At 74.8% G+C, this 21,494-nt stretch carries 17 protein-coding genes; 5 read left to right on the top strand and 12 right to left on the bottom strand.

Annotated features, from left to right (window positions below; translation table 11 throughout):
• Positions 1 to 15: 15 nt before the first annotated feature.
• The gene (locus ACFU7Z_RS09075; protein WP_380777089.1) at positions 16 to 672 is read right to left on the bottom strand and encodes a response regulator; all 657 of its coding nucleotides are present in this window, start codon (positions 670 to 672) and stop codon (positions 16 to 18) included.
• Positions 673 to 722: 50 nt separating this feature from the next.
• Entirely contained in the window at positions 723 to 1,982 is a 1,260-nt protein-coding gene (locus ACFU7Z_RS09070; protein WP_380777084.1) for a sensor histidine kinase, read from the bottom strand.
• A gap of 126 nt (positions 1,983 to 2,108) precedes the next feature.
• Here ACFU7Z_RS09070 and ACFU7Z_RS09065 point away from each other — a divergent pair, with 126 nt between their 5' ends.
• Together ACFU7Z_RS09065 and ACFU7Z_RS09060 are read left to right on the top strand one after the other, a co-directional pair.
• On the top strand, positions 2,109 to 3,032 hold the full coding sequence (locus ACFU7Z_RS09065; RefSeq protein WP_380777083.1) for an ATP-binding cassette domain-containing protein: 924 nt from the start codon (positions 2,109 to 2,111) through the stop codon (positions 3,030 to 3,032).
• Positions 3,029 to 3,913, top strand: coding sequence for an ABC transporter permease subunit (locus ACFU7Z_RS09060; RefSeq protein WP_380777082.1), 885 nt, complete (start codon positions 3,029 to 3,031; stop codon positions 3,911 to 3,913). The genes ACFU7Z_RS09065 and ACFU7Z_RS09060 overlap by 4 nt, the downstream gene beginning before the upstream one ends.
• A gap of 81 nt (positions 3,914 to 3,994) precedes the next feature.
• Here ACFU7Z_RS09060 and ACFU7Z_RS09055 read toward each other — a convergent pair whose 3' ends face one another.
• Entirely contained in the window at positions 3,995 to 5,470 is a 1,476-nt protein-coding gene (locus ACFU7Z_RS09055) for an MFS transporter (RefSeq protein ID WP_053112161.1), read from the bottom strand.
• 275 nt (positions 5,471 to 5,745) lie between these two features.
• Between ACFU7Z_RS09055 and ACFU7Z_RS09050 the strand changes: the two genes are divergently transcribed.
• Positions 5,746 to 7,812 (top strand): MDR family MFS transporter, encoded by a 2,067-nt coding sequence (locus ACFU7Z_RS09050; protein ID WP_380777081.1) that lies wholly within the window; start codon positions 5,746 to 5,748, stop codon positions 7,810 to 7,812.
• Positions 7,813 to 7,865: 53 nt separating this feature from the next.
• Here the strand turns inward: ACFU7Z_RS09050 and ACFU7Z_RS09045 are convergent, their stop codons facing one another.
• Complete coding sequence (locus ACFU7Z_RS09045) at positions 7,866 to 9,116, bottom strand: MFS transporter (protein ID WP_049653802.1); 1,251 nt, start codon at positions 9,114 to 9,116, stop codon at positions 7,866 to 7,868.
• A gap of 105 nt (positions 9,117 to 9,221) precedes the next feature.
• Positions 9,222 to 9,890 carry a GntR family transcriptional regulator gene (locus ACFU7Z_RS09040; protein ID WP_380777080.1) on the bottom strand — a complete coding sequence of 223 codons (669 nt, stop codon included), beginning with the start codon at positions 9,888 to 9,890 and terminating at the stop codon, positions 9,222 to 9,224.
• Between the two features lie 183 nt (positions 9,891 to 10,073).
• On the opposite strand from ACFU7Z_RS09040, the gene lysA reads away from it, so the two are divergent.
• Positions 10,074 to 11,432 (top strand): diaminopimelate decarboxylase, encoded by a 1,359-nt coding sequence (gene lysA, locus ACFU7Z_RS09035; protein ID WP_375875714.1) that lies wholly within the window; start codon positions 10,074 to 10,076, stop codon positions 11,430 to 11,432.
• A gap of 9 nt (positions 11,433 to 11,441) precedes the next feature.
• Positions 11,442 to 12,365, top strand: coding sequence for a LysR family transcriptional regulator (locus ACFU7Z_RS09030; protein ID WP_049660390.1), 924 nt, complete (start codon positions 11,442 to 11,444; stop codon positions 12,363 to 12,365).
• Between the two features lie 20 nt (positions 12,366 to 12,385).
• Here the strand turns inward: ACFU7Z_RS09030 and ACFU7Z_RS09025 are convergent, their stop codons facing one another.
• From ACFU7Z_RS09025 to ACFU7Z_RS08995, 7 genes are all read right to left on the bottom strand, one after another.
• Entirely contained in the window at positions 12,386 to 13,225 is an 840-nt protein-coding gene (locus tag ACFU7Z_RS09025; protein ID WP_380777079.1) for a serine hydrolase, read from the bottom strand.
• The gene (locus ACFU7Z_RS09020) at positions 13,222 to 14,850 is read right to left on the bottom strand and encodes an amidohydrolase family protein (protein ID WP_380777078.1); all 1,629 of its coding nucleotides are present in this window, start codon (positions 14,848 to 14,850) and stop codon (positions 13,222 to 13,224) included. The genes ACFU7Z_RS09025 and ACFU7Z_RS09020 overlap by 4 nt, the downstream gene beginning before the upstream one ends.
• 29 nt (positions 14,851 to 14,879) lie before the next feature.
• Complete coding sequence (locus ACFU7Z_RS09015) at positions 14,880 to 15,680, bottom strand: amino acid ABC transporter ATP-binding protein (RefSeq protein WP_380741473.1); 801 nt, start codon at positions 15,678 to 15,680, stop codon at positions 14,880 to 14,882.
• On the bottom strand, positions 15,677 to 16,657 hold the full coding sequence (locus tag ACFU7Z_RS09010; RefSeq protein WP_234348503.1) for an amino acid ABC transporter permease: 981 nt from the start codon (positions 16,655 to 16,657) through the stop codon (positions 15,677 to 15,679). The genes ACFU7Z_RS09015 and ACFU7Z_RS09010 overlap by 4 nt, the downstream gene beginning before the upstream one ends.
• Before the next feature lie 31 nt (positions 16,658 to 16,688).
• Positions 16,689 to 17,579: an ABC transporter substrate-binding protein gene (locus tag ACFU7Z_RS09005; RefSeq protein WP_380777077.1), complete on the bottom strand. Its 891-nt coding sequence runs from the start codon at positions 17,577 to 17,579 to the stop codon at positions 16,689 to 16,691.
• A 190-nt stretch (positions 17,580 to 17,769) separates the two neighbouring features.
• The gene (locus tag ACFU7Z_RS09000) at positions 17,770 to 18,567 is read right to left on the bottom strand and encodes a hypothetical protein (protein ID WP_049654642.1); all 798 of its coding nucleotides are present in this window, start codon (positions 18,565 to 18,567) and stop codon (positions 17,770 to 17,772) included.
• Positions 18,568 to 18,752: 185 nt separating this feature from the next.
• Entirely contained in the window at positions 18,753 to 21,410 is a 2,658-nt protein-coding gene (locus ACFU7Z_RS08995; protein ID WP_380777076.1) for an SdrD B-like domain-containing protein, read from the bottom strand.
• Positions 21,411 to 21,494 lie beyond the last annotated feature (84 nt).

Genomic DNA, 21,494 nt, shown 5'->3' with positions numbered 1-21,494 from the left:
CTGCGGCGGGCCCGGTCAGCCGGACACCGAGACCAGGCCCGCCTCGTAGGCCAGGATGACCAGCTGCACCCGGTCCCGGGCGTCGAGCTTGGCCAGCAGCCGGGTCATGTAGGTCTTGACGGTCGCGATGCTGAGCACCAGTTCGGCGGCGATCTCGGTGTTGGACAGGCCCCGGCCGACCAGGGTCAGGATCTCGCGCTCGCGCCCGGTGATCGCCGCCAGCCGCCGCTCGGCGGCGACCCCGGCGGCGGCGGTGACACCCCGGGCACCCTGGCCGGGCCCGCCGGGCCCCGACCGCGACGGACGGCCCCCGACGAACGCCCCGATCAGCCGCCGGGTGACGCCCGGCGCGATCAGCGCGTCCCCGGCGGCGACCACCCGCACCGCGCCGAGGATGTCGTCCAGCGCCATGTCCTTGACCAGGAAGCCGGACGCCCCGGCGTGCAGCGCCGCGTACACGTGCTCGTCCTCGTCGAAGGTGGTGAGCACCACCACCCTGGTCGGCCCGCCGTCGGCGGTCACCAACCTGGTCGCCTCGATGCCGTCCATGCCGGGCATCCGGATGTCCATCACCACGACGTCCGGCCGCAGTTCGGCGGCCAGCCGGACGGCCTCCGCCCCGGTGCCGGCCTCGCCGACCACCTCGACGTCCGCCGTCTCCGCGATCACCATCTCCAGCGCGGCGCGCACCAGCGGCTGGTCGTCGACCAGCAGGACCCGGATCACGCGCCCGCCTCCCCGGCCGACGAACCCGACGAGCCCGACGAACCCGACGAGCCCGGTACCGACACCGATACCGCCACCGGCACCGGCAGCCGGGCGGCCACCCGGAAGCCGCCCCCGGGCAGCGGCCCGGCCTCGAACTCCCCGCGCAGCAGGGCGACCCGCTCCCGCAGCCCGGCCAGCCCGAACCCGCCGCCGGCCCCCCGGACCGGACCCAGGCCCCGGCCCCGGTCGGTGACCTCGACGGACAGCTCCCCCGCCGTCCGGTGGTCCACCGCCACCACACAGGCGTCGGTGTCCGCGTGCCGCACCACATTGGTGACCGACTCCTGGACGATCCGGAAGGCCGCGAGGTCCACCTCCGGCGGCAGCGGCCCCGGTTCGCCGCGCCGCCGCAGCTCCACCCGCACCCCGGCCGCGGTGGTCGCCCCGGCCAGCCGGTCGAGGTCGGCCAGGCCCTGCGGCACCGGGGCCGAGGCCTCGCCGTCGGCCTCCCGCAGCGCGACCAGCATTCTGCGCAGCGCCGCCAGGGTGTCCCGCCCGGCCGCCTCGATCTCGCCCAGCGCCTGCTTGGCCCGCTCCGGCCGACGGTCGATCACCCGGCGGGCGGCGCCCGCCTGGAGGGCGACGATGCCGAGGCTGTGCGCGACGGTGTCGTGCATCTCGCGGGCGATCCGCAGCCGTTCGGCGGTGACCGCCTCCTCGGCCGCCCGGGCGCCGAGCGCCGCCGCGTGCTCCCGGTTCTGCCGCCCCGAGCGGCCGACCAGCCAGGCGACCAGCGCGAGCAGCGCGGCGCCGTCGGCCGAGCCGATGTGGGTGCCGGTGAAGATGCCCACCGTGTTGCCGTGCACCATGCCGATGTGCGCCACCAGGAGGGCCATCACCAGCGTGAAGGCGGCCCGCGAGGTGCGGCGCGGCCGGGTCGCGGTGATCAGGCAGAGCGCGACGTCCACGGCGAGCAGCGCGCCGGGCGGCACCTGGGCGCCGCCGGCCCACCCGTCGGTCTCGGTGAACGCGGCGATCAGCAGCAGGACGACGGAGAGCACCGGCAGCCGTCGCACCAGCGCCGCGCCCGCGAAGGCCACCACCGTGTCGGCCAGGGTGAACGCCCAGCCGCCGTGCGCGGCGGCGCCGGGGTGCTGCGAGGCGTCGCCGCCGAGCCGGACGGCGGGGTAGCCGGCGGCCACGCACCAGGCGAGGCCGACCCAGACCTCGGGCGGGACGCGCCGGAGCAGCGGCGGGGAGGGCGTCGATGACATGGTCCAAGATCGTAACGACGGTCCGGCGAGGCCGTCATCCAGCCGTGGTTGTACGGCCGGGGGTGACGGGCACTGTCGACGCCGGTCCGATGCTGCCGTACGGGCCGGACGGGCACCGTGGAGCCCATGATCGAAGTCACCGAGCTGACGAAGCGCTACGGCCGCGGCCACCGCGTCCGCACCGCCGTCGACCGTCTCTCCTTCACCGTCCGGCCCGGCCGGGTCACCGGCTTCCTCGGCCCCAACGGCGCCGGCAAGTCCACCACCCTGCGGCTGGTCCTCGGCCTGAGCGCCCCCACCTCCGGCGCCGTCACCGTCGACGGCCGCCCCTTCCGCGGCAGGCCGCGCGGCCTGCGGCACGCCGGCGCGCTGCTCGACGCGGGCGACGCCCACGGCGGGCGGACCGGCCGGGCCCACCTGCGGGCGCTCGCCTGCACCAACGCGATCCCGGCCGCCCGGGTCGAGCAGGTGCTGCACGAGGTCGGGCTCGCTGAGGCGGGCGGGCGCCGGATCGGCGGCTACTCGCTGGGCATGAGGCAGCGGCTCGGCATCGCCGGCGCGCTGCTCGGCGACCCGCCGGTGCTGCTCTTCGACGAACCGCTCAACGGGCTGGACCCGGAGGGCGTGCTCTGGGTGCGCGGGCTGTTCCGCCGGCTCGCCGCCGAGGGGCGCACCGTCTTCGTCTCCAGCCACATGATGGCCGAGATGGAGCACACCGCCGACCACCTGGTGGTGGTCGGACGCGGCCGGCTGCTCGCGGACGAGAGCCTGTCCGCATTCGCCGCCCGGGCCGGCCGGGGCACCGTCACCGTCCGGGCCGCCGAACCCGACCGGCTGGCGGCCGTGTTGACGGCGGCCGGCGCCGCCGTGCGGCCCGGCCCGGACGGCGCCCTCGCGGCGACCGGCGTGGACGCCACCCGGATCGGCGAACTCGCCCTGGAGCACCGCCTGTTGCTGCACGCCCTGACCCCCAGGGGCGCCTCCCTGGAGGAGGCGTTCATGGACCTGACCGCCGACAGCGTCGAGTACCCCGCCGGAGAGCCCCGTTGAACACCTCCTCGAACACCCCGCTGGGCACCGTTCCCGCCGACCCCCGCACCGGCACCCGCGCCGACACCCGCGCCGCCGAGCCGCGCGCCCGGTTCGGCGACCTGCTGGCCGCCGAGTGGATCAAGTTCTGGTCGCTGCGCTCCGTCCCCTGGGTGCTCGGCCTCAGCGCCCTGGCGATCGTCGCCGCCGGCCTCAAGTCCGCGCTGTACACCCGCGACCACTACACGCCGGGCGAGGACGACCCGGTGATGATGGCGCAGGTGGCGCTGAACAACGCCTTCGGTGCCGCCTCCGCCGACATCCTGATGCTGGTCGCGGGCGGCCTCGGCGCGCTCGTCATCACGGGCGAGTACGCGACCGGGCTGATCCGCACCACCCTGGCCGCCGTGCCCGACCGCCGGGCGGTGCTCGCCGCCAAGGCCTGCGTGCTGGCCGCCGTCCTGTCCGGCTACGGCGTGCTCGCCGTCGGCGCCTCCTTCGGCATCAGCCAGGCGGTCCTGTCCGGGACCGGCATCGGGCAGTCCGTCACGGACCCAGCCGCGCTGCGGTACATCACGGCGGCAGTGCTGTTCGGCCCGGTCTGCGCCCTGGTCGGACTCGGCCTCGGCGCGCTGATCCGGCACAGCGCGGGGGCCGTGGTGGGCACCGTCGTGGTGCTGTTCTTCATCCCCTCGCTGGTCACCGAGCGCTACCGGTGGAGCGCCGACCTGCTGCACGCCCTGCCGCTGTCCGCCTGGCAGCGCCTGGCCCGGACCACCCTGACGGGCCTGCGGCCGTCCGAGTACCCGGCCACCGTCACGGGGGCCTGGACCACCTACGCGGTGTGGGCGCTGGCCTCGGTCGCCGTCGCGGCGGCCGCCGTCCACCGCCGGGACCACTGACGGGACCACCGCCGGGACCGCTGACGGCCGATCCGCGCGCCGGGCCGCCCGGCCGGCGCGCTACGGCCGCCCGGTGCGCTCCTACGGCCGGCCGCCCCGGCCCGAGGCCAGGTCGGCGACCGCCACCAGCAGCGCCGCCAGCACCAGCCCGGCCGCGACCGTCACACCCAGCTGGAAGGCCAGCGACCAGTCCGGGCGGGGCCCCGCGGCATGGGCGAAGAACACCGAGCCGACGACGGCGATGCCCACCGCCGAGCCGACCCGCTGCGCGGTCTGCAGCACCCCGCCCGCGCTGCCCGCCCGGGCCACCGGCACCTGCTGGAGGGTCAGCGTCTGGTTCGGGGCGATCACCAGTCCGCTGCCCACCCCGGCGACCAGCAGCGGCAGCGCCGTCGTCCAGCCCACCCGGGGCCCCGACCACAGCTGCACCGCGAGCGCCGAGGCCAGCAGCCCGGCCAGCACCAGCACCAGTCCGGCCACCACCAGCCGCCGCCCCAGCCGGCTCACCAGGCGCCCGCCCACCGCCGCGGACACCCCCGAGCCGACCGCGAACGGCGTGATCGCCAGGCCCGCCGTCAGCGCCGAGTAGTGCAGGCCCGCCTGGAGGTAGAGCGTGAAGATGAAGAAGATCGCGGTGAACCCGGCGAAGTACACCAGCGACAGCAGCACCCCCGCCGCGTACGGCCGCACCGCGAACAGCGCCATGCTCACCAGCGGTTCGCGCCGCCGCCCGTAGTGCAGCTCCCAGCCGACGAAGGCGGCGAGCAGCACCGCCGCCAGCGGCAGCAGCAGCCAGCGGGTCGGGCCGTGCCACTGCTGCGCCTGGACGAACGGCAGCAGCAGCGAGACCGTCCCGGCGCCGAGCAGCAGCACGCCGACCGGGTCGAAGTCCCGGTGCCCGGCCCGGTCGCCGGCGGGCGGGGGCGCGGGGAGCAGCCGGTAGGCGACGGGCAGCGCGGCGACGCCGATCGGCAGGTTGACCAGGAACACCCAGCGCCAGCCGTCCTGCGGGCCGACCACGTGGATCAGCAGCCCGCCGAGCAGCGGCCCGACGGCGGTGGACAGCCCGATCGTCGCGCCGAGCGCGCCGAACGCCCGGCCGCGCTCGGGGCCCTGGAACAGCACCTGGATGAAGCCGGACACCTGCGGCACCAGCACCCCGCCGGCCGCGCCCTGGAACAGCCGGGCCAGCACCAGCCACTCCTGGCTCTGCGCCGCCCCGGCGAGCGCGCTGGCCACGGTGAACAGGGCGAGCCCGGCGAGGAAGACGGCCCGCCGGCTGCGCGCGTCGCCGAGCCGCCCGGAGGGCACCAGCACCAGGCCGAAGGCCAGCGCGTAGCCGCTGAGCACCCACTGCAGGCCGCTGTCGGACATGTGCAGCCCGGCCCGTACGGTCGGCAGCGCGACGTTGACGATGCTGACGTCCAGCAGGGTCATGAAGCCGGCGACCAGGCAGACCGCGAGCGCCCGCCAGCGACGGGCGGCGGCCCGGCCGCCCACGGCGGTGGCGCCGGGCTGCGCCGGGTGCGCGGTGCTGCGCGGGGGGTCGGCGTTCATGGGAGCCCCTTCCCGGGGGCCGGGGCGTCGTGGCACCCGGACGAACGTCGGTCGGCTTCGACCGGCTTCGAATCAGATTCGTTCGAATTCGCTCGGCTTCGTCCGGCTCATCGTCGCCCGGCCCGTCCGGGGCCGCCACCGGGGCCGCCACCGGGTCACCGGCCGGGCCTCGACCGGGCCTCGGCCGGGAAGGCTGCCCGGGCCGCCGTCACCCGGCCTCACCCGGACGGCCGAACCGGATCGCGGCCGCCGCCCGCACCCCGGAGGCTGACGGCATGACCGTCGCCACCGAGACCCCGCCCTCCGCCCCTCCGGTGCTGGACGTCCGGCAGCGGAACGTCGTCTTCGCCACCATCGTGCTCGGCATGCTGCTGGCCGCCCTCGACCAGACCATCGTCGGCACCGCCCTGCCCACCATCGTCTCGGACCTCGGCGGGGCCGCGCACATGTCCTGGGTGGTGACGTCCTATCTGCTGGCCGAGACGGTGGCCACCGTCCTGGCCGGCAAGTTCGGCGACCTGTACGGGCGCAAGCTGCTGTTCCAGATCTCGGCGATCGTCTTCGTCGGCGGCTCGTTCCTGTGCGGCCTGTCCACCAACATGACCCTGCTGATCGCCTGGCGGGCCGTCCAGGGCCTCGGCGCGGGCGGCCTGATGGTCACCGCCATGGCGCTGATCGCGGACGTCATCCCGCTGCGCGAGCGCGGCAAGTACCAGGGCGCGATCGGCGCGGTGTTCGGCGTGGCCACGGTGATCGGGCCGCTGCTGGGCGGGCTGTTCACCGACCACCTGTCCTGGCGCTGGGCGTTCTACGTCAACGTGCCGATCGCGGTCGTGGTGGTCGCCGCGGCCGCCCGGACCATCCCCTCGGTCCGCTCGGCGACCCGCCCGGTCGTCGACTACCTGGGCATCGTGCTGGTCGCGGTCGGCGCCGGCGCGCTGATCCTGGCGACCAGTTGGGGCGGCAACGAGTACCCCTGGGGCTCCGGGGTGATCATCGGCCTGTTCGTCGGCGGCGCGCTGGCGCTCGGCCTGTTCTGCTGGGTGGAGACCCGGGCCGTCGAACCCATGCTGCCGATGCGGCTGTTCCGCAACCCGGTGTTCACGGTCTGCTCGGTGCTCAGCTTCATCGTCGGCTTCGCCATGCTCGGCGCGCTGACCTTCCTGCCGACCTTCCTCCAGTACGTGGACGGCGACTCGGCGACCGTCTCCGGCGTCCGGACGCTGCCGATGGTGATCGGTCTGCTGATCGCCTCGGTCGGCAGCGGCAACGCCGTCAGCAAGACCGGGAAGTACCGGCTGTTCCCGATCGTCGGCACCGCGGTGATGACCGTCGGCCTCTACCTGCTCTCCCGGCTGGAACCCGGCACCGGCACCGCGCTGGCCTCGCTCTACATGTTCGTGCTCGGCGCCGGCATCGGGCTGAGCATGCAGGTCCTCACCATCGCCGTGCAGAACACCGTCGACTACGCCGACCTCGGCACCGCCACCTCCGGGGTGACCTTCTTCCGCACCATCGGCAGTTCCTTCGGCACCGCCGTGTTCGGCACCATCTACGCCAACAGCCTGAAGACCGAACTCGCCCACGGGATCGGCACCGCCGCCCGGCTCACCGGCGCCGACCCGGCCGTGCTCGCCCACGCGGCGGAGAGCCCGCAGGGCCTGCACCGCCTGCCGGCCGACCAGGCCGCGCCGATCGTCCAGGCCTACTCCGACGCCCTGCACACCGTGTACCTGTGGACCATCCCGGTGGCCGTGGTCGGCTTCGTGGTGGCGCTCTTCCTCAAACAGGTGCAACTGCGCGACACCGCCAGAGCGGGCTCCACCGACATGGGCGAGGGCTTCGCCCAGCCGACCACCGCCGACTCCGACCCGCACCTGGAGTACTCGGTCTGCAAGATCGTCCGCGGGGTCGACCTCGACACCGTCCGCACCATCGTCTCCGGCGCCGACACCCGGGTGGACCTCGCCGGGGCCTGGGCGCTGATGGAGGTGGCCGGCCACAAGAAGGCCGTCGGCCACGCCTCGCTCGACCTCATCGCCGCCCGCAAACGGGTACCGCCCGAGGTCCTGGAACCGGTCTTCGACCGGATGGCCGCCGAGGGCTACCTCCGCCGCGACGGCGACCGCCTCTCCCCCACCGAGGCCGGCACCCACGAGGTCCGCACCCTCGCGGGCGCCTGGTCCGACTGGCTCAACGCCCGCCTCGACGCCGACGCCGGCCGCCCCCGCAGCCCCCGGCTCAGGGCCGCCGCCGACACCATCGCCTGGCGCCTCCTGGTCGAGGACCTCGCCAACGGCCTCCCCGCCCACGCCCGCCCCAAGGACGACGCCAAGGTCTGACAGCAGGCCGCCGCCCCGCCCGGGGATGGGCGGGGGCGGCGGCGGTGGTGGGGTCAGCGGGAGGCCTCGGCGGGGGCCGTGCGGCGGGAGGAGAGGGTGATCACGGCGAGGCTGGCGAGGGCGAGGGCCGTCACCACGCTGAGCATCACGGTGTAGGAGGCCAGCGAGGAGAGCGCCGCGAGCACCGCGGGGAGCAGGAAGCCGGAGTAGCAGAGCGCGTAGTAGACGCCGGTGATGCCGGCCAGGTCGTCGGGGGTGACGATGCGCTGGATCTCCAGCAGGCCGGAGACCACCCCGATGCCGTAGGCGGCGCCGAGGAGGACCGCGCCGGCCAGGCCGAGCAGCGGGGAGCGCAGCGCCGCGTCGGCGGCGCAGACGGCCATGCCGCAGGCCATCAGCACCATGGAGACGATGACGCCGCGCGCCGAGGAGAGCGAGTCCAGGCGCTTGGCGAAGGGCTGGACGAGGGCGCCGGTGCCGAGGGTGAGGACGGTCAGCAGGGTCGCGTAGGCCAGCGACCAGTGGCCGAGCCGGTCGCCGACCAGCTGCGGGGTCACCGCGTACGCGACGCCGGCCGAGCCGAACACCCAGGGGGCCATCGGCAGGACCACCCGGACGAAGCGCCGGTGCCCGGCCGCCGGGACCTTGAGGTCGGCCCAGAGGCCGCGGACGGCGGCGGTCGCCCGCGCCCGGGTCTCGACGGCCTTCGGGAGCAGGAACAACGCGGGCAGGGTGACCAGCAGGTGGGCGAGGTACGGGGTGACCATCGGCCAGGGGCCCCACTGGGCGAGCACGCCGGCCACCCCGGCGCCGAGGCCGAAGCCGAGGGTCAGGGCGAGGGAGGCGCGGCGGGCGCCGGCCCCCTGGTCGGCGGTCGGGTCGTGCGGGGCCTGGGAGAGCTCCTTGACCCAGCTGGTGCCGACGGCCATCGCGATGCCGACGGCTATGCCAGTGAGGAACCGCCCGGCGTAGATGGGGAGTTCACCGGTCACGCCGCCGCACAGCACCCCGCTGGCGGCGAGCGAGGCGGCCACCGCGCCGATCATCAGCGGGCGGCGCCCGTAGCGGTCCGAGGCGGCGCCGCCGACCAGCAGTCCGGGGACCAGCCCGAGGACGTACGCCCCCAGGAAGGCGTCCACGGTGACCTCCGAGTAGCCGCCGAGGTGGCGGTACATCAGCAGCAGCGGGGTGAACTGGTTGCCGCCCCACCCGCAGCAGAACATGGCCAGGGCGGCGAGCAGCCACGGCCGCCCCCGGCCGGAGGGTGCGACGGGACCGGCGGACGGTGGCCGGGTGGTGCTCATGGTGGTGCTGCTCCTTGTCGGATGGGAGGTCCCGGCGGTCCGTCGGGGCTGTGCGCGCGAAACGCCCGTCGGTGCGCGAACGCGTCGGCGCGCGATGGGGGAAGGTCAGCGGTCGGTGACGGCGCGGTGGGCGTCCAGGTGGGCGCGCAGGGCGGCGGTGAAGCCCTCGGCGTCGCGGGCGGCGATCCGTTCGACGAGCACGGTGTGCTCCTCGACCAGCGAGGCCAGCCGCTGCCGCTGCCCCTCCGGCTGCACCTGGAGCAGCTGGACGGCCATCCGGCGCTGGCGGTCGCGCAGCGTCCCGTAGAACCGTTCGGCGAGCTCGTTGCCGGAGGCCGTCACGATGCCCCGGTGGAAGGCCTCGTCGGCGTCGGCGAAGGCCCCGAGGTCGGCCCGGCGGGCGGGTTCGCGCTGCTGGTCGATCAGCTCGGACAGCTGCCGGACGAGCGCGTCGAGGCCGTCGGGGCGGCGGGTGATCCGGCGGACGGCGGTGCTCTCCAGCGCCTCGCGCAGTTCCAGCACGTCCTCGGCCTCGCCGGGGCCGACCGGCACCACCACGGCTCCGCGCTTGGGGAAGAGCTGGAGCAGGCCCTCGGCCTGCAGCCGCAGGAAGGCCTCCCGGACCGGGGTGCGGCTGAGCGAGGCGCGCTCGGCGATCTCGCCCTCGCTGATCAGCGTGCCGCCGGGGAGGCCGCCGCCGAGGATGAGGTCCTTGGTCAGGTCGTACGCGCGGTCCGCGGCCGGGACGCGGGCGGGGGGCGGGGTGTCGGCCATGGACCACACCGTAGCACCATAGATGCAAGCTTAGATGCAACAGTCGGGACAGAGCCGTGACCCGGGCCGGGAGCATCGGTTTCGGTACTGCTCAGGGCCGGAAGAATGCGCTTTCTCACCCCCTCCCGCAGGGCCGAGGATGGGCGGGGCCAACCAGCCTGCCGGGAGGAAGCCTTGTCCCCTGTGTCCCCAGCCCTGCCGCCCCTCGACCCGGCCCTGCCGCCCGTCGACCCGGGCCTGCTGCCGCTCACCGCCGAGTTCCGCCCCGAGGGCCTGGCCGTCGGCGGCGTGCTCCTGGACGAGGCGGCCCGCCGGTACGGCACGCCGCTGTTCGTCTACGACGAGGAGCACCTGCGCCGGCGCTGCCGGGAGGCGGTGGCCGCCTTCGGCCGGGGCAACGTCGCCTACGCCTCCAAGGCCTTCCTCTGCACCGCGATGGCCCGCCTCGCCACCGAGGAGGGCCTGCTGCTGGACGTCGCCTCCGGCGGCGAGCTGCGCACCGCGCTGTACGCCGGGGTCGACCCGGACCGGATCGTGCTGCACGGCAACAACAAGGACGAGGCCGAGCTGCGCACCGCGCTGACCGTCGGCCTGCGCCACATCGTGGTGGACAGCTTCGACGAGCTGGACCGGATCGAGCGGCTGCACCGCGAGGAGGGCCTGCCCCCGGCCCGGGTCCAGCTGCGGGTGGCGCCCGGGGTCGCGGCCGGCGCCCACCAGGCCATCCAGACCGGCGGCCACGACTCCAAGTTCGGCTTCGGCCTGGCCGACGGCGCCGCCGCGGCCGCGGTGCGCCGCGCCCGGGGCTCCGCCGCCGTACGGCTGGAGGGCGTCCACGCCCACGTCGGCTCCCAGGTGCTGGACCCGGCCGAGCTGGCCGACGGCGCCGCCGCCGTGGCCCGGTTCGCGGTGGAGCACGGACTGCGCCGGCTGACCGTCGGCGGCGGCCTGGGCGTGGCCTACCTGAGCGGGCAGAGCGCCCCCTCCTTCGCGGTCTGGGCCGAGCGGGTCCGCGCGGCGGTGCGCGGCGCGGGCTGGAGCGGCGAGGTGGGCGTCGAGCCCGGCCGCTCGATCGCCGCCCGGGCCGGGCTGACGCTGTACCGGGTCGGCACCGTCAAGCGGATCGAGGGCGTGCGCACGTACGTCAGCGTGGACGGCGGGATGAGCGACAACCTGCGCCCGGCGCTGTACGGCGCCCGCTACGAGGCCTTCCTGCCGCGCTGCCCCGAGGCGCCCCGGCCGGGGCACGCCCGGCTGGTCGGCAAGCACTGCGAGAGCGGCGACGTGATCATCGACGACGCCGCACTCCCCGCCGACCTGCGGGTCGGCGACCTGCTGGCCACCCCGGTGACCGGCGCCTACGGCTACGCCATGGCGTCCAACTACAACAAGCTGCCGCGGCCCGCCGTGGTCTTCGTCCGCAACGGCGAGGCCCGCCTGGTGGTGCGCCGGGAGACCGAGCACGACCTGCTCCGGCTGGACGTGGCCGCCGGCGACGGCCTCGGGGAACCGGTGGCTGCGCAGCGGTCGCATGCCGTCTAACCTGGGCCGATGCTGAACAGCGCCCGACTGCACGTCCTCCTGGAGATCGCCCGCCGGGGCACCATCGTGGCCGCGGCGCAGGCCCTGCACCTGAGCCCGTCCGCCATCTCGCACCAGCTCGCCCGCCTGGAGCAGGAGCTGGGTGTCGCGCTGGTGGAACGGGCTCCGCAGTCCCTGCGCCTGACGCCCGCGGGTGTCCGGCTGGCCGAGCACGCCCAGGCGATCGCCGATCTGATGGCCGTCGCCCAGGACGACCTGCGGGCGCACGCCGAGGGCGCGGCCGGGGTGCTGCGGATCGGCTTCTTCGCCTCCGCCGGGCTGGACCTGCTGCCCCGGGCGCTGGCCGCGTTCTCCGCCGCGAACCCGCAGGTGGAGCTGGAGCTGATCATGGGCCAGCCGCACGAGCTGGTCCCGGACCTGGAGGCCGGCCGGCTGGACGCGGCCGTCGTCTTCGAGCACCCGCTGGACCCGTGGTGCCGCCAGGCGGCGGTGGACGTGCGGATGTACTTCGAGGAGCCGCAGCTGGTCGTGGTGCCGCTGCGGCACCGGCTCGGGCGGCGCTCGCTGGTGCGGCTGGCCGAGCTGGAGGGCGAGAGCTGGATCGGCACCCACGGCGGCAGCACCGGCGAGCCGGTGCTCGAACGCGCCTGCGCGGCCGAGGGGTTCCGCCCCCGGGTGCGCTGCCGCAGCGACCACTACCAGGTGACCATCAACCTCGCGCGGGCCGGCATGGGCGTCGCGCTGATCCCGGCGCTCGGCCTGGCCGACAGCGCCGGGGTGCACGTCTGCCGGCTGGACCATCCGCAGCTGCACCGCCGGATCGGGGTGGCCACCCGGACCACCAACCGCAACCCGGTGCTGCGGTCCTTCCTCGCCGAACTCGGCGCCGCCGCCGGGGAGATCAGGTCGCTGCTCGACATGCGCTGGGCCTGACCTCCCCGGCCCGGAGCCCGTCAGGCCGGCCGCTGGGCCCAGGCCGCGAGGGCGCCGCCGACGTCCCGGATGGCGTGCACGGCGGCCCGCTCGGTGCTGGGCCCGAGCGCCACGTCCCAGTGCGCGACGACCGCGTAGGCCACCCGCCGGGCGCCCACGATGACGCCCGCGTCGGCCCGCACCCCGGTGTCCGTACCGGTCTTGTTGGCCACCAGCAGGCGGCCGGGCAGCGCTTCGGGGAAGCCGGGGGCGTACGGGTCGTGGTCGATCAGCGCGGGCACCAGCCCGTGGTCGGTGTTGGCGCGCATCCAGCCGAGCAGCCGGGCCGAGGCCCCCGGGGTGGCCATGGTGCCCCGGACCGCGAGGGCCACCAGGCGGGCCAGGTCGCGGGCGGTGCCGGTGGCGAAGACCGGCGGGACGTCCGGCCCGCGCTCGTCGCGCACCCGGTCGTGCAGGGTGAGCCGCTCGAGCCCGAGGTCGTGGGCCAGCCGCGCGGTGGCCGGCAGGCCGACCAGCCGCAGCAGGGCGTTGGTGGCGGTATTGTCGCTGACCGCGGCGGTCAGCCAGGCCAGGTCCTCCACCGTCCAGCCGGGGCGGCTGAGCCGGCCGAGCAGGCCGGTGCCGCCGGTGACGTCCTCGGGGAGGATCGCCGCCGGCTGCCCGGCCGCCAGTTCCCCGTTGTCCAGCCGCCGGGCGACCTCGGCGAGCAGCAGCAGCTTGGAGGCGCTGGCGACGGGCAGCACGACGGTGTCGTCCACCCCGACCGCTTCGCCGCCGTCCACGTCGACGGCGGCCACCGCGAGGGTCAGCGGGAGCGCCGCCGAGCTGCGCGCGGCGGCGGCCACCTGGGCGAGGCTCATCGGACCCGCACCACCTCTCCGGCCCGGCTCGCGGTCGGCCGGCCGCCGCGCACCGCGACCCGGCCGGCCACCACGACGGTCTCCACGCCCGCCGGCGCCAGCAGCGGCCGCTCGAAGGTCGCGCCGTCCAGGACGGCCGCCGGGTCCAGCACCACCAGGTCGGCGACGGCGCCGTCCCGGACCACCCCGCGCCCGGCCAGCCGGAACCGCCCGGCGGGCAGGCCGGTCATCTTGTGCACCGCGAGCTCCAGCGGCAGCAGGCCCTGCTCGCGCCCGTAGTGGCCGAGCACCCGGGCGAAGCTGCCCGCCCAACGGGGGTGCGGGCGGCCGGGTTTGGGCACGCCGTCCGAGCCGATCATGGACAGCGGGCTGGCCAGCACCCGGCGGACGTCGTCCTCGCGCATCGAGTGGCTGATGATGGTCACCTCGCCCTGCGCCTCCAGCAGCAGGTCGCTCACGTAGTCGACCGGGTCGGCGCCGCGCTCGGCGGCCAGGTCGGCGATCCGGCGGCCCTCGGCGGTACGGCGGGCGGGCGCGGCGGCGACCGAGATCAGGTCCCAGCCGCCGTTGCCGACGGTGTTCTCCCAGCCCTCGACGCCGTTCGCGATGTCCGCCCGGATCCGGTCCCGCACCTCCTTGCTGCGCAGCCGCTCCAGCAGGGCGGCCGGCCCGCCCTCGCTGGTCCACGGCGGCAGCATCGCGTGCAGCACGGTGCTGCCGGCGGTGTACGGGTAGACGTCGCAGAGCACGTCCACGCCGTCGGCGCGGGCCTGTTCCAGGCGCGGCAAGGTGCGCAGGGTGGCGCCCCAGGCGTGCCGCCCGGCGGTCTTGTGGTGGGAGACCTGGAGCGCCGCGCCGGAGCGCACCGCGATCTCCAGCGCCTCCTCCAGGGCCTTCTCCACCTGGGACATCTCGTCGCGCAGGTGCGTCACGTACGGCTTGCCGTGCCGCGCGGCGACCTTGGCCAGGGCCACGATCTCCTCGGTGTCCGCGTAGACGCCGGGCGGGTAGATCAGGCCGGTGGAGAGGCCGGCCGCGCCCTGGGCCAGCGCCCGGTCGAGCAGGTCGCACATGGCGGCCAGCTCCTCGGGGGCGGGCGGGCGGTCCTCGAAGCCCATCACCCCGGCGCGCAGCGTGCCGTGGCCGACCAGCGAGGCGATGTGGTTGCGGCGCAGTTCGGGCCGCTGGCCGGCCGCGAAGGCGTCGAAGTCCTCGGCGGGCAGCACCGGCCCGAGGCCGAAGGAGACCCGCAGGTGCCCGGCCAGTTCGGGCAGCCGCTCGGGCAGGGCGGGGAACAGGCTGATCCCGCAGTTGCCGCTGATCTCGGTGGTGACGCCCTGGAGCAGCGGGGCGAGCCGCAGTTCGTCCAGGGCGTCGCCGTCGGTGTGGGTGCCGCCGCCGAAGGGGGCGGCGAGCGCGTCCGAGTGGGTGTGGACGTCGATGAAGCCGGGGGTGACGACCCGTCCGGTGACGTCCAGCGTCTCGGCCGCGGCCACCGCGGTGCCCGGCGGCAGGACGGTGACCCGGCCCCCCGCGACGGCGAGGTCGGCCGCGCGGCCGGGCGCCCCGGTGCCGTCCACCAGGGTGCCGCCGCGCAGCAGCAGGTCGGCCGGGGTCGTGGTCACGTCCGCTCCCATCAGTCCTGTCGCTCCCATCAGAGCACCGTCGAGAGGAAGGCCCGGGTGCGGTCGTGCCGCGGGGCGGTGAACACCTCGGCCGGGCTGCCGGCCTCCACGACGGCGCCCTCGTCCATGAAGACGACCCGGTCGGCGACCTCGCGGGCGAAGCCCATCTCGTGGGTGACGACGATCATCGTCATGCCGCTGCGGGCGAGGTCGCGCATCACGCCGAGCACCTCGCCGACCAGCTCCGGGTCGAGCGCGGAGGTGGGCTCGTCGAAGAGCATCAGGGTCGGTTCCATGGCCAGCGCCCGGGCGATCGCCACCCGCTGCTGCTGGCCGCCGGAGAGCTGGGCCGGGTAGTGGTCGGCGCGGTCGGCCAGGCCGACCCGGGCGAGCAGCTCGCGGGCCCGGCGCTCGGCCTCCTGGCGCGGGCGCCCCTTGACCGCGATCGGGCCCTCCATCACGTTCTGCAGCGCGGTGCGGTGCGGGAAGAGGTGGAAGCGCTGGAAGACCATGCCGATCCGCTCGCGCTGGTGGCGGATGTCGCGCGGCCGGCGCTCGCGCAGCCTGCTGCCGGAGGCGCCGTGCGGCTCGTAGCCGACCAGTTCGCCGTCCACCTCGATCCGCCCGGCGTCGATCTTCTCCAGGTGGTTGAAGCAGCGCAGCAGGGTGGACTTGCCGGAGCCGGAGGGGCCGATCACGCAGAGCACCTCCCCCGCCCGGACCTCCAGGTCGATGCCGCGCAGCACCTCCAGGTCCCCGAAGTGCTTGCGCACCTTCCGGGCCGACAGGACCACCTCGGCGGTCGGCTTCGCCGGATCCGTACCCGTCACTTGCCCTCCCCCTTCTTCACGCGCTTCTGTGCTGCGCCGCGCCCCGGCCGCAGGTTGGCCAGCACCCGGCGGTGCAGGGCCGGCGGAGCGCCGGCCGGGTTGAACTTCCGCTCCACCGCGTGCTGGGCGACGCTCGCGATGGTGGTGAGCACCAGGTACCAGAGGGACGCGACGATCAGCAGCGCTATCACCTCGAAGTTGGCGAGGTAGAGGTGCTGGGAGACGGTCATCAGGTCGGCGCCGGCGATGACGGAGACCAGCGAGGTGGTCTTCAGCATCGAGATGAACTGGTTGCCGAACGGCGGGATGATCACCCGCATCGCCTGCGGCAGCACCACCCGGGTGAGGATCTGCCGGTTGGACATGCCGAGCGAGGCGCCGGCCTCGCGCTGCCCGGGGTCGACGCTCTGGATGCCGGCCCGGACGATCTCGGACATGTAGGCGCCCTCGTTGATCGACAGGCCGAGCAGCGCCGCCACGAAGCCGGTGATCAGGGTGTTGGACTGCCAGCTGACCAGCTTGGGCCCGTCGAACGGGATGCCGATGCTGATCTCCGGGAAGAGCAGCGCCAGGTTGAACCAGAAGATCAGCTGGACCAGCAGCGGGGTGCCGCGGAAGAACCAGGTGTACGCCCCGGCGGTGGTCCGCAGCACCGGGCTGTCGGACAGCTGCATCACCGCGACCACCACGCCGATGACGATGCCCACCACCTGGGAGATCAGGGTGAGTTGGACCGTCACCCAGAGCCCTTCCAGGATCACGCCGTCGAACTGGTACCGGGCGACGATGTCCCAGTGCAGGTTGGGGTTGACGATGATCGTCCAGGCCAGCCAGACGGCGACGAAGGCCGCCGCCAGAACGGCGAACCAGCGCGCCGGGCGGGGCCGGCCGGTGACCTCGAAGGCCAGGTCGTCGTCGGCCGCGGTCTCGGCGGTCGGGACTCGGCCGGCCGGTGCGGGCATCGCGGGGTCTCTCATGTCGGTGCTCATCTCGTCGGTGCCGCCGTTCTCACTGCGCCGCGTTGACGGTGGCGCGCTCCACCGCGCTGCCGCCGACCTGGTAGGTGTCCAGCACCTTGCGGTACTCGCCGCTCTCGATCAGCTCCTGGAGCGCCTTCTGCACCGCGTCGCGCAGCCCGGAGTCCTTCTTCGCCACCGCGATGCCCCAGGGCGCCGTCCCGTACTGGTCCGGCAGCACCTCGTAGGAGCCGCTGTTCTGCACGAACATCTGCGCCACCGGGTAGTCCACGATCGTGGCCACGGCCCGCTCGCTGTCCAGCTGGAGCAGCCCGGTCGGGGCGTCCTCGCTCTGCGAGATCGCCATCTTGGTGGCGCACTTGGCGTTCTGCTGCTCGCCGATCTCCAGGTTGGAGCTGCCCTTGGCGAGGACCACCTTCTTGCCGCAGAGGTCCTCCAGGGACTTGATGCCCTCGGGGTTGCCCTTCTTCGTCATGATCACGCCGCCGGTGCGGAAGTAGTCGACGAAGTCGACGGCCTGGCGGCGCTGGGCGCTGTCCGTCATGGAGGACATCACCAGGTCGTAGCGGCCGGCCTGGAGGCCGGGGATCAGGCCGTCGAAGGAGGAGTTGGCGAGCTCCAGCTTCAGGCCGAGCCTCCCGGCGACGGCGGCGGCGAGGTCCGGGTCGACCCCGGTCAGCTCGGTGGTGCCGGGCTTGTACATCTCCATCGGCGGGTAGCCGACGGAGGTGGCGACTCTGAGCACGCCGCTCTGCTTGTTCTTCGCCGGGAGCAGCTCGGCGGCGCTCTTCCCGGCGTTCTGCGCGGCCTGGGCCGCGCCGGCGGCCGGGGAGCCGCCCTGGTCGGAGCGCCCGCAGGCGGTGGCGGCCAGGACGACCAGGGACAGTGCGGCCAGACAGCGCAGGGAACGGGGGCGGTTCATCGGCTACTCCCTCGGGCGGTGACGGTGCGCCGATGCTGGCAGCCGGGTCCGGGTGAACGGAAGATGATGAAGCTATTGCTGCCTCACCAACGATTTTTGTACGGCTGACCGCCCTGTCCTGCGGCTTCCGGCCGTACCGGGCCGGCCTGGTCGCCCGGTCAACCGGTCAGCCGGCCGACCGGTGCGCCGGTCAGCCGGTGAGCCACGGGGCCTCGGGCAGCTTGGCGTCCGGCTGCCGTCCGGCGAGCTCGACGGTGGTGGGGGTGCCCAGCCCCGGCATCCGCATCGTCACCCGGCGCAGCCCGCCGTCGCCGTCGACCCAGTAGGTCAGCGGCGAACGGGCGCCGTCGGGCGCGGCCCCCTGGGCGCGCGGACCGGCGAAGCGGTCGTAGCCCTTGCCGTCGATCCGGTCCCGGCCCAGCCAGCGGGCCCCGGACTGGGCGAGCAGCAGCGGGTTGTCGGGGCGGTCCGCGCCGAGCTGGACCAGCAGGTTCAGTCCGGCGTCCAGCGGATCCGCCGTGTAGGTGCGCGGCGACCAGCCCTGGCGCGGGATGCGCTCGGCCTGCTCCCAGGCGGGGGCGTCGGTGGCGGGGGCGGTGCCGGCCTGGTCGGGGGCCAGCCCGAGGCCGCCGGTGTCCCAGACGATCAGGCCGTGGTCCAGCGCCCCGCTCGCGCCGGTGGTCCGGTAGCGGCCGACCCCCCGGTGGTTGCGGTAGTCGACGACCCCGTCGACCCGGATGGTGACGCCCCCGCCCTCCTCGGCGGTCAGCGTCACCGCCACCGGGCTCGCCTGGTAGAGGTTCAGCCGCGACAGGGCGAGCCGGCCGGCCTCGTCGGTGGTCACCGGGCGTTCGACGGCCTCGTCGGAGACCGTCCGGTAGACGGCCACGCCGCCCGCCGCGGCGCCGCACACCACGATCGCGATCAGGGCCTTGAGCCAGTGGGACCGCCGGGGCCCGCGGCCGTCGGCCTTCGTCTTGCGGGGCATGCAGCCGCTCCCTCTCCTCGGTCGGACACGACAGTCGGGCGGGCCCGGGGACCAACGGTCCCACGAACCCGCCCGATTCGGGCCCGGTGCCGGTCTCCCCGCACCGGGCCCGGTACGAACACCCCGTCCGGGGCCTAAGGCCTGTCGTCGAACTCGCGTCTGCGGGCCGACGCCGGGGCACGCACCTAGCCGCGCTGGGCGGCCTTGCGCCTGCGGGCCACCAGCACCGTGGCGGTGCCGAGGGCGATCAGCGCCGCCGCGCTGGTCAACACGATCGGCATCCCTTCACCCGCACCGGTGTTGGGCAGGTGCCCGGACGCCGGGGGCGCCGGGGCCGGCGGCACCGGGGCCGCCGTCGTCGGCGCCGGGGTCGGCGTCTCGGTCGGGGTGGGCGTCGGTGTCGGCGTCGGGATCAGCTTGTTGACGGCCGTCACCTCCACACCGGTGTCGAGGTTCGCCGAGGTCAGCTTCAGCGGGCCGAAGACGGTGACCTCCGGCGCCGCGTAGCCGTCCGGCGGGCTCAGCTCCTGCCAGTAGTACGTCCCCGGCACGCCGGTGCCCTGGCAGATGCCGTCGGCGCCGGTCGTGCAGGGCTCACCGACCTTGGTGTCGGGCTTGTCGCCGGTCGGCTGGAGCCCGTCGGTCCCGTTGGTCTCGTGCCACAGCTGGAACTTGGCGCCGGCCAGCGGCTTGCCGTCCTGGTCGTGCTTGACCAGGCGCAGCGCGCCCTCCTGGAGCCGGAAGCCGAAGTCGTAGGTGTGGTCGTTCTCGCCGGGGCCGCCGGTGGTCAGCGCCCGCTCCGGGAACTTGCCGTCCTTCGGAACGATGCCCTTGGAGTCGATGAAGTGGTTGTCACCGACGTCGTGGTCGGTCGGCACCCACTGGAAGAGGGGGCCGTCCTTGGCGTAGTCCGCCGGGTTGTCCAGCTTGATCGTGTACTTGGTCCTCGGCTTGAGGCCGCCGTCGACGTTGCTGTCGTCGAAGTAGTACTCGCCGCGCTTGGTCGTCTTGGTGGTGCCGACGAGCTTCCCCGACTCGTCGTACAGGTGGACGGTGGCACCCGGAACCGGCTTCTGGCCCGGCAGTTGGAGGCCGCTGCGCTCGGGGTCGTACCAGACCCGGTTGCCGATCTGGAGGGGCGCCTGGTCGCAGAGCACCTCCAGGTCGCCCATCGCGGCGCCCTTGCCGAACGGCGGGATGCCCGGGGCCGTGTTGAGCCGCACGCCGCCGTCCGCCTTGCCGTCGCGCTTCTGGAAGGCGCTGCCGTAACCGTAGGCCTGGCTGTCGCTGTCGTAGCCCGAGGTCACGATGGAGTCCTCGACCTTCGAGAACGCCATCCCGGCGTTGGCCGGGTTGTTGTGGCCGATCCGGGCGTTGTCGAAGAACCGCTGGCCCCGGGCCTTGGACCCGCAGCCCAGGTTGGTGTCCAGCACGTACGTGCCGTTCTCCGGGCAGGCCTTGAGGAGGTCGCCGCCGGGCAGGACCTTGGACATCACGTTGCCCGTCGGGCTGGCCGCCGACTGGTCGCCGAAGCGGTCCCGGAAGGCGAGCAGCATCGAGCCGTCGGTCTCGAAGGCGATCTCGGCGACCGCCGGCTCGGGGTTGGCCAGGTAGCTGGCCCCGCAGGCCTGGCCGTTCTGGGAGGTCGGGAAGGTGTCCTGCCACGGGAACCAGGCGGTGCCCGGGCACGGGCCGCCGACCGTGGTGCCACGCGGGTAGTCGAGCGGCTGGTTCAGCACGGCCGGCTTGAACGCGCCGGTGGACAGGTCGAACGGCAGCACCACGGCGCGCAGGTCCGTGGCCTTGCCGGTGGACTCGCCCGAGCAGACGCCGCCGAGGAAGCCGGTGCCGTCCTGGATGCCGAGGCCGTACGGACGCCAGTCCCCCGGCGCCGGGCAGCCCGGGTCCGGGATGGCGTAGGCGGCCTTGGGCGCGGCCGCCGTCGCCGCGGTGGCGTCGTAGCGGTAGAGCTTGCGGTCGTTCAGGTTGACGACGAAGAGGTCCTTGCCGTCGTCGGTGATCTTGATGCCGCCGAGGCTCTCCTTGCCCACCGGGGCCAGGAAGCCGTCGTCGTTTCCCGGGCCGTGCGGGGTGGTGCCCGCGTCCGGGACGGTGGCGAACAGCGTGGTCTTCTTCGTCGCCCAGTCGGTGACGTAGATCCCGCCGGGGCCGCCGGGGCCGTAGGCGGTGGTCCGCTTGGCCTGGGCCGAGGAGAACACCCGCTTGTCGGCCTTGTTCCAGGCGATGCCGTACAGGTTGCCGGTCTGCCCGGCCGTGGCCACGTCGGTCAGGGTGAAGCCGGTGCCGGCCGTGCCCCGGGACTCGTACGGGAAGGACACCAGCGTGTGCTGGGCGGCCCCGTCCTGGGGCGGGTTCTGACAGGTCGACACCAGCGGCGCGTTCTTCTGGCAGTAGTCACCCGGGCTCCAGAGCCCCGTGGTGATCTCCACCTTCTTGCCGCCGGAGAGGTCGACGAACTCCTCGTTGGAGCTCAGCTTGTTCGGCCCGCCGTCCAGACCCTCGCGGGAGGCGAAGGCCGGGTAGAGCACGCCCGGCTTCGGGTTCACCACCTGGACGCGGTACTTGCCGCCGGTCAGCTTGCTCGCGGCCGGCGCCAGCGTCACCGTGCCGTCCGCCGCCGTGGTGCCCTCGATGGAGACCCCGGCCTCGTCGGTGAGCGTCACCTTCACGCCCGCCATGCCCGATTCCAGCCCGGGCGTCCACACACCGTCGGTGTCCACGGCCCGGATCACGTGGACCGCCACCGTGCCGTCGCCGGTCTGGGGGAAGGCCGGCGGGGCCGCCGCCAGGGACCAGGAACCGGCCAGTACGGCCAGCGTCACCGCGCCGCCCGCGGTGCGAAGGCCCGCGGCGCGGCGGCCGGGTGGGCCCCTCCCCCCCCCCCCCGCGCCCCGCGCCGCCCCCCC

Origin of the sequence: Kitasatospora sp. NPDC057518, assembly GCF_042802075.1 — a bacterium.
GTDB lineage: Bacteria > Actinomycetota > Actinomycetes > Streptomycetales > Streptomycetaceae > Kitasatospora.
Note: the sequence above shows the minus strand (reverse complement) of the source record. Positions and strands in the feature narration are given on the sequence as shown.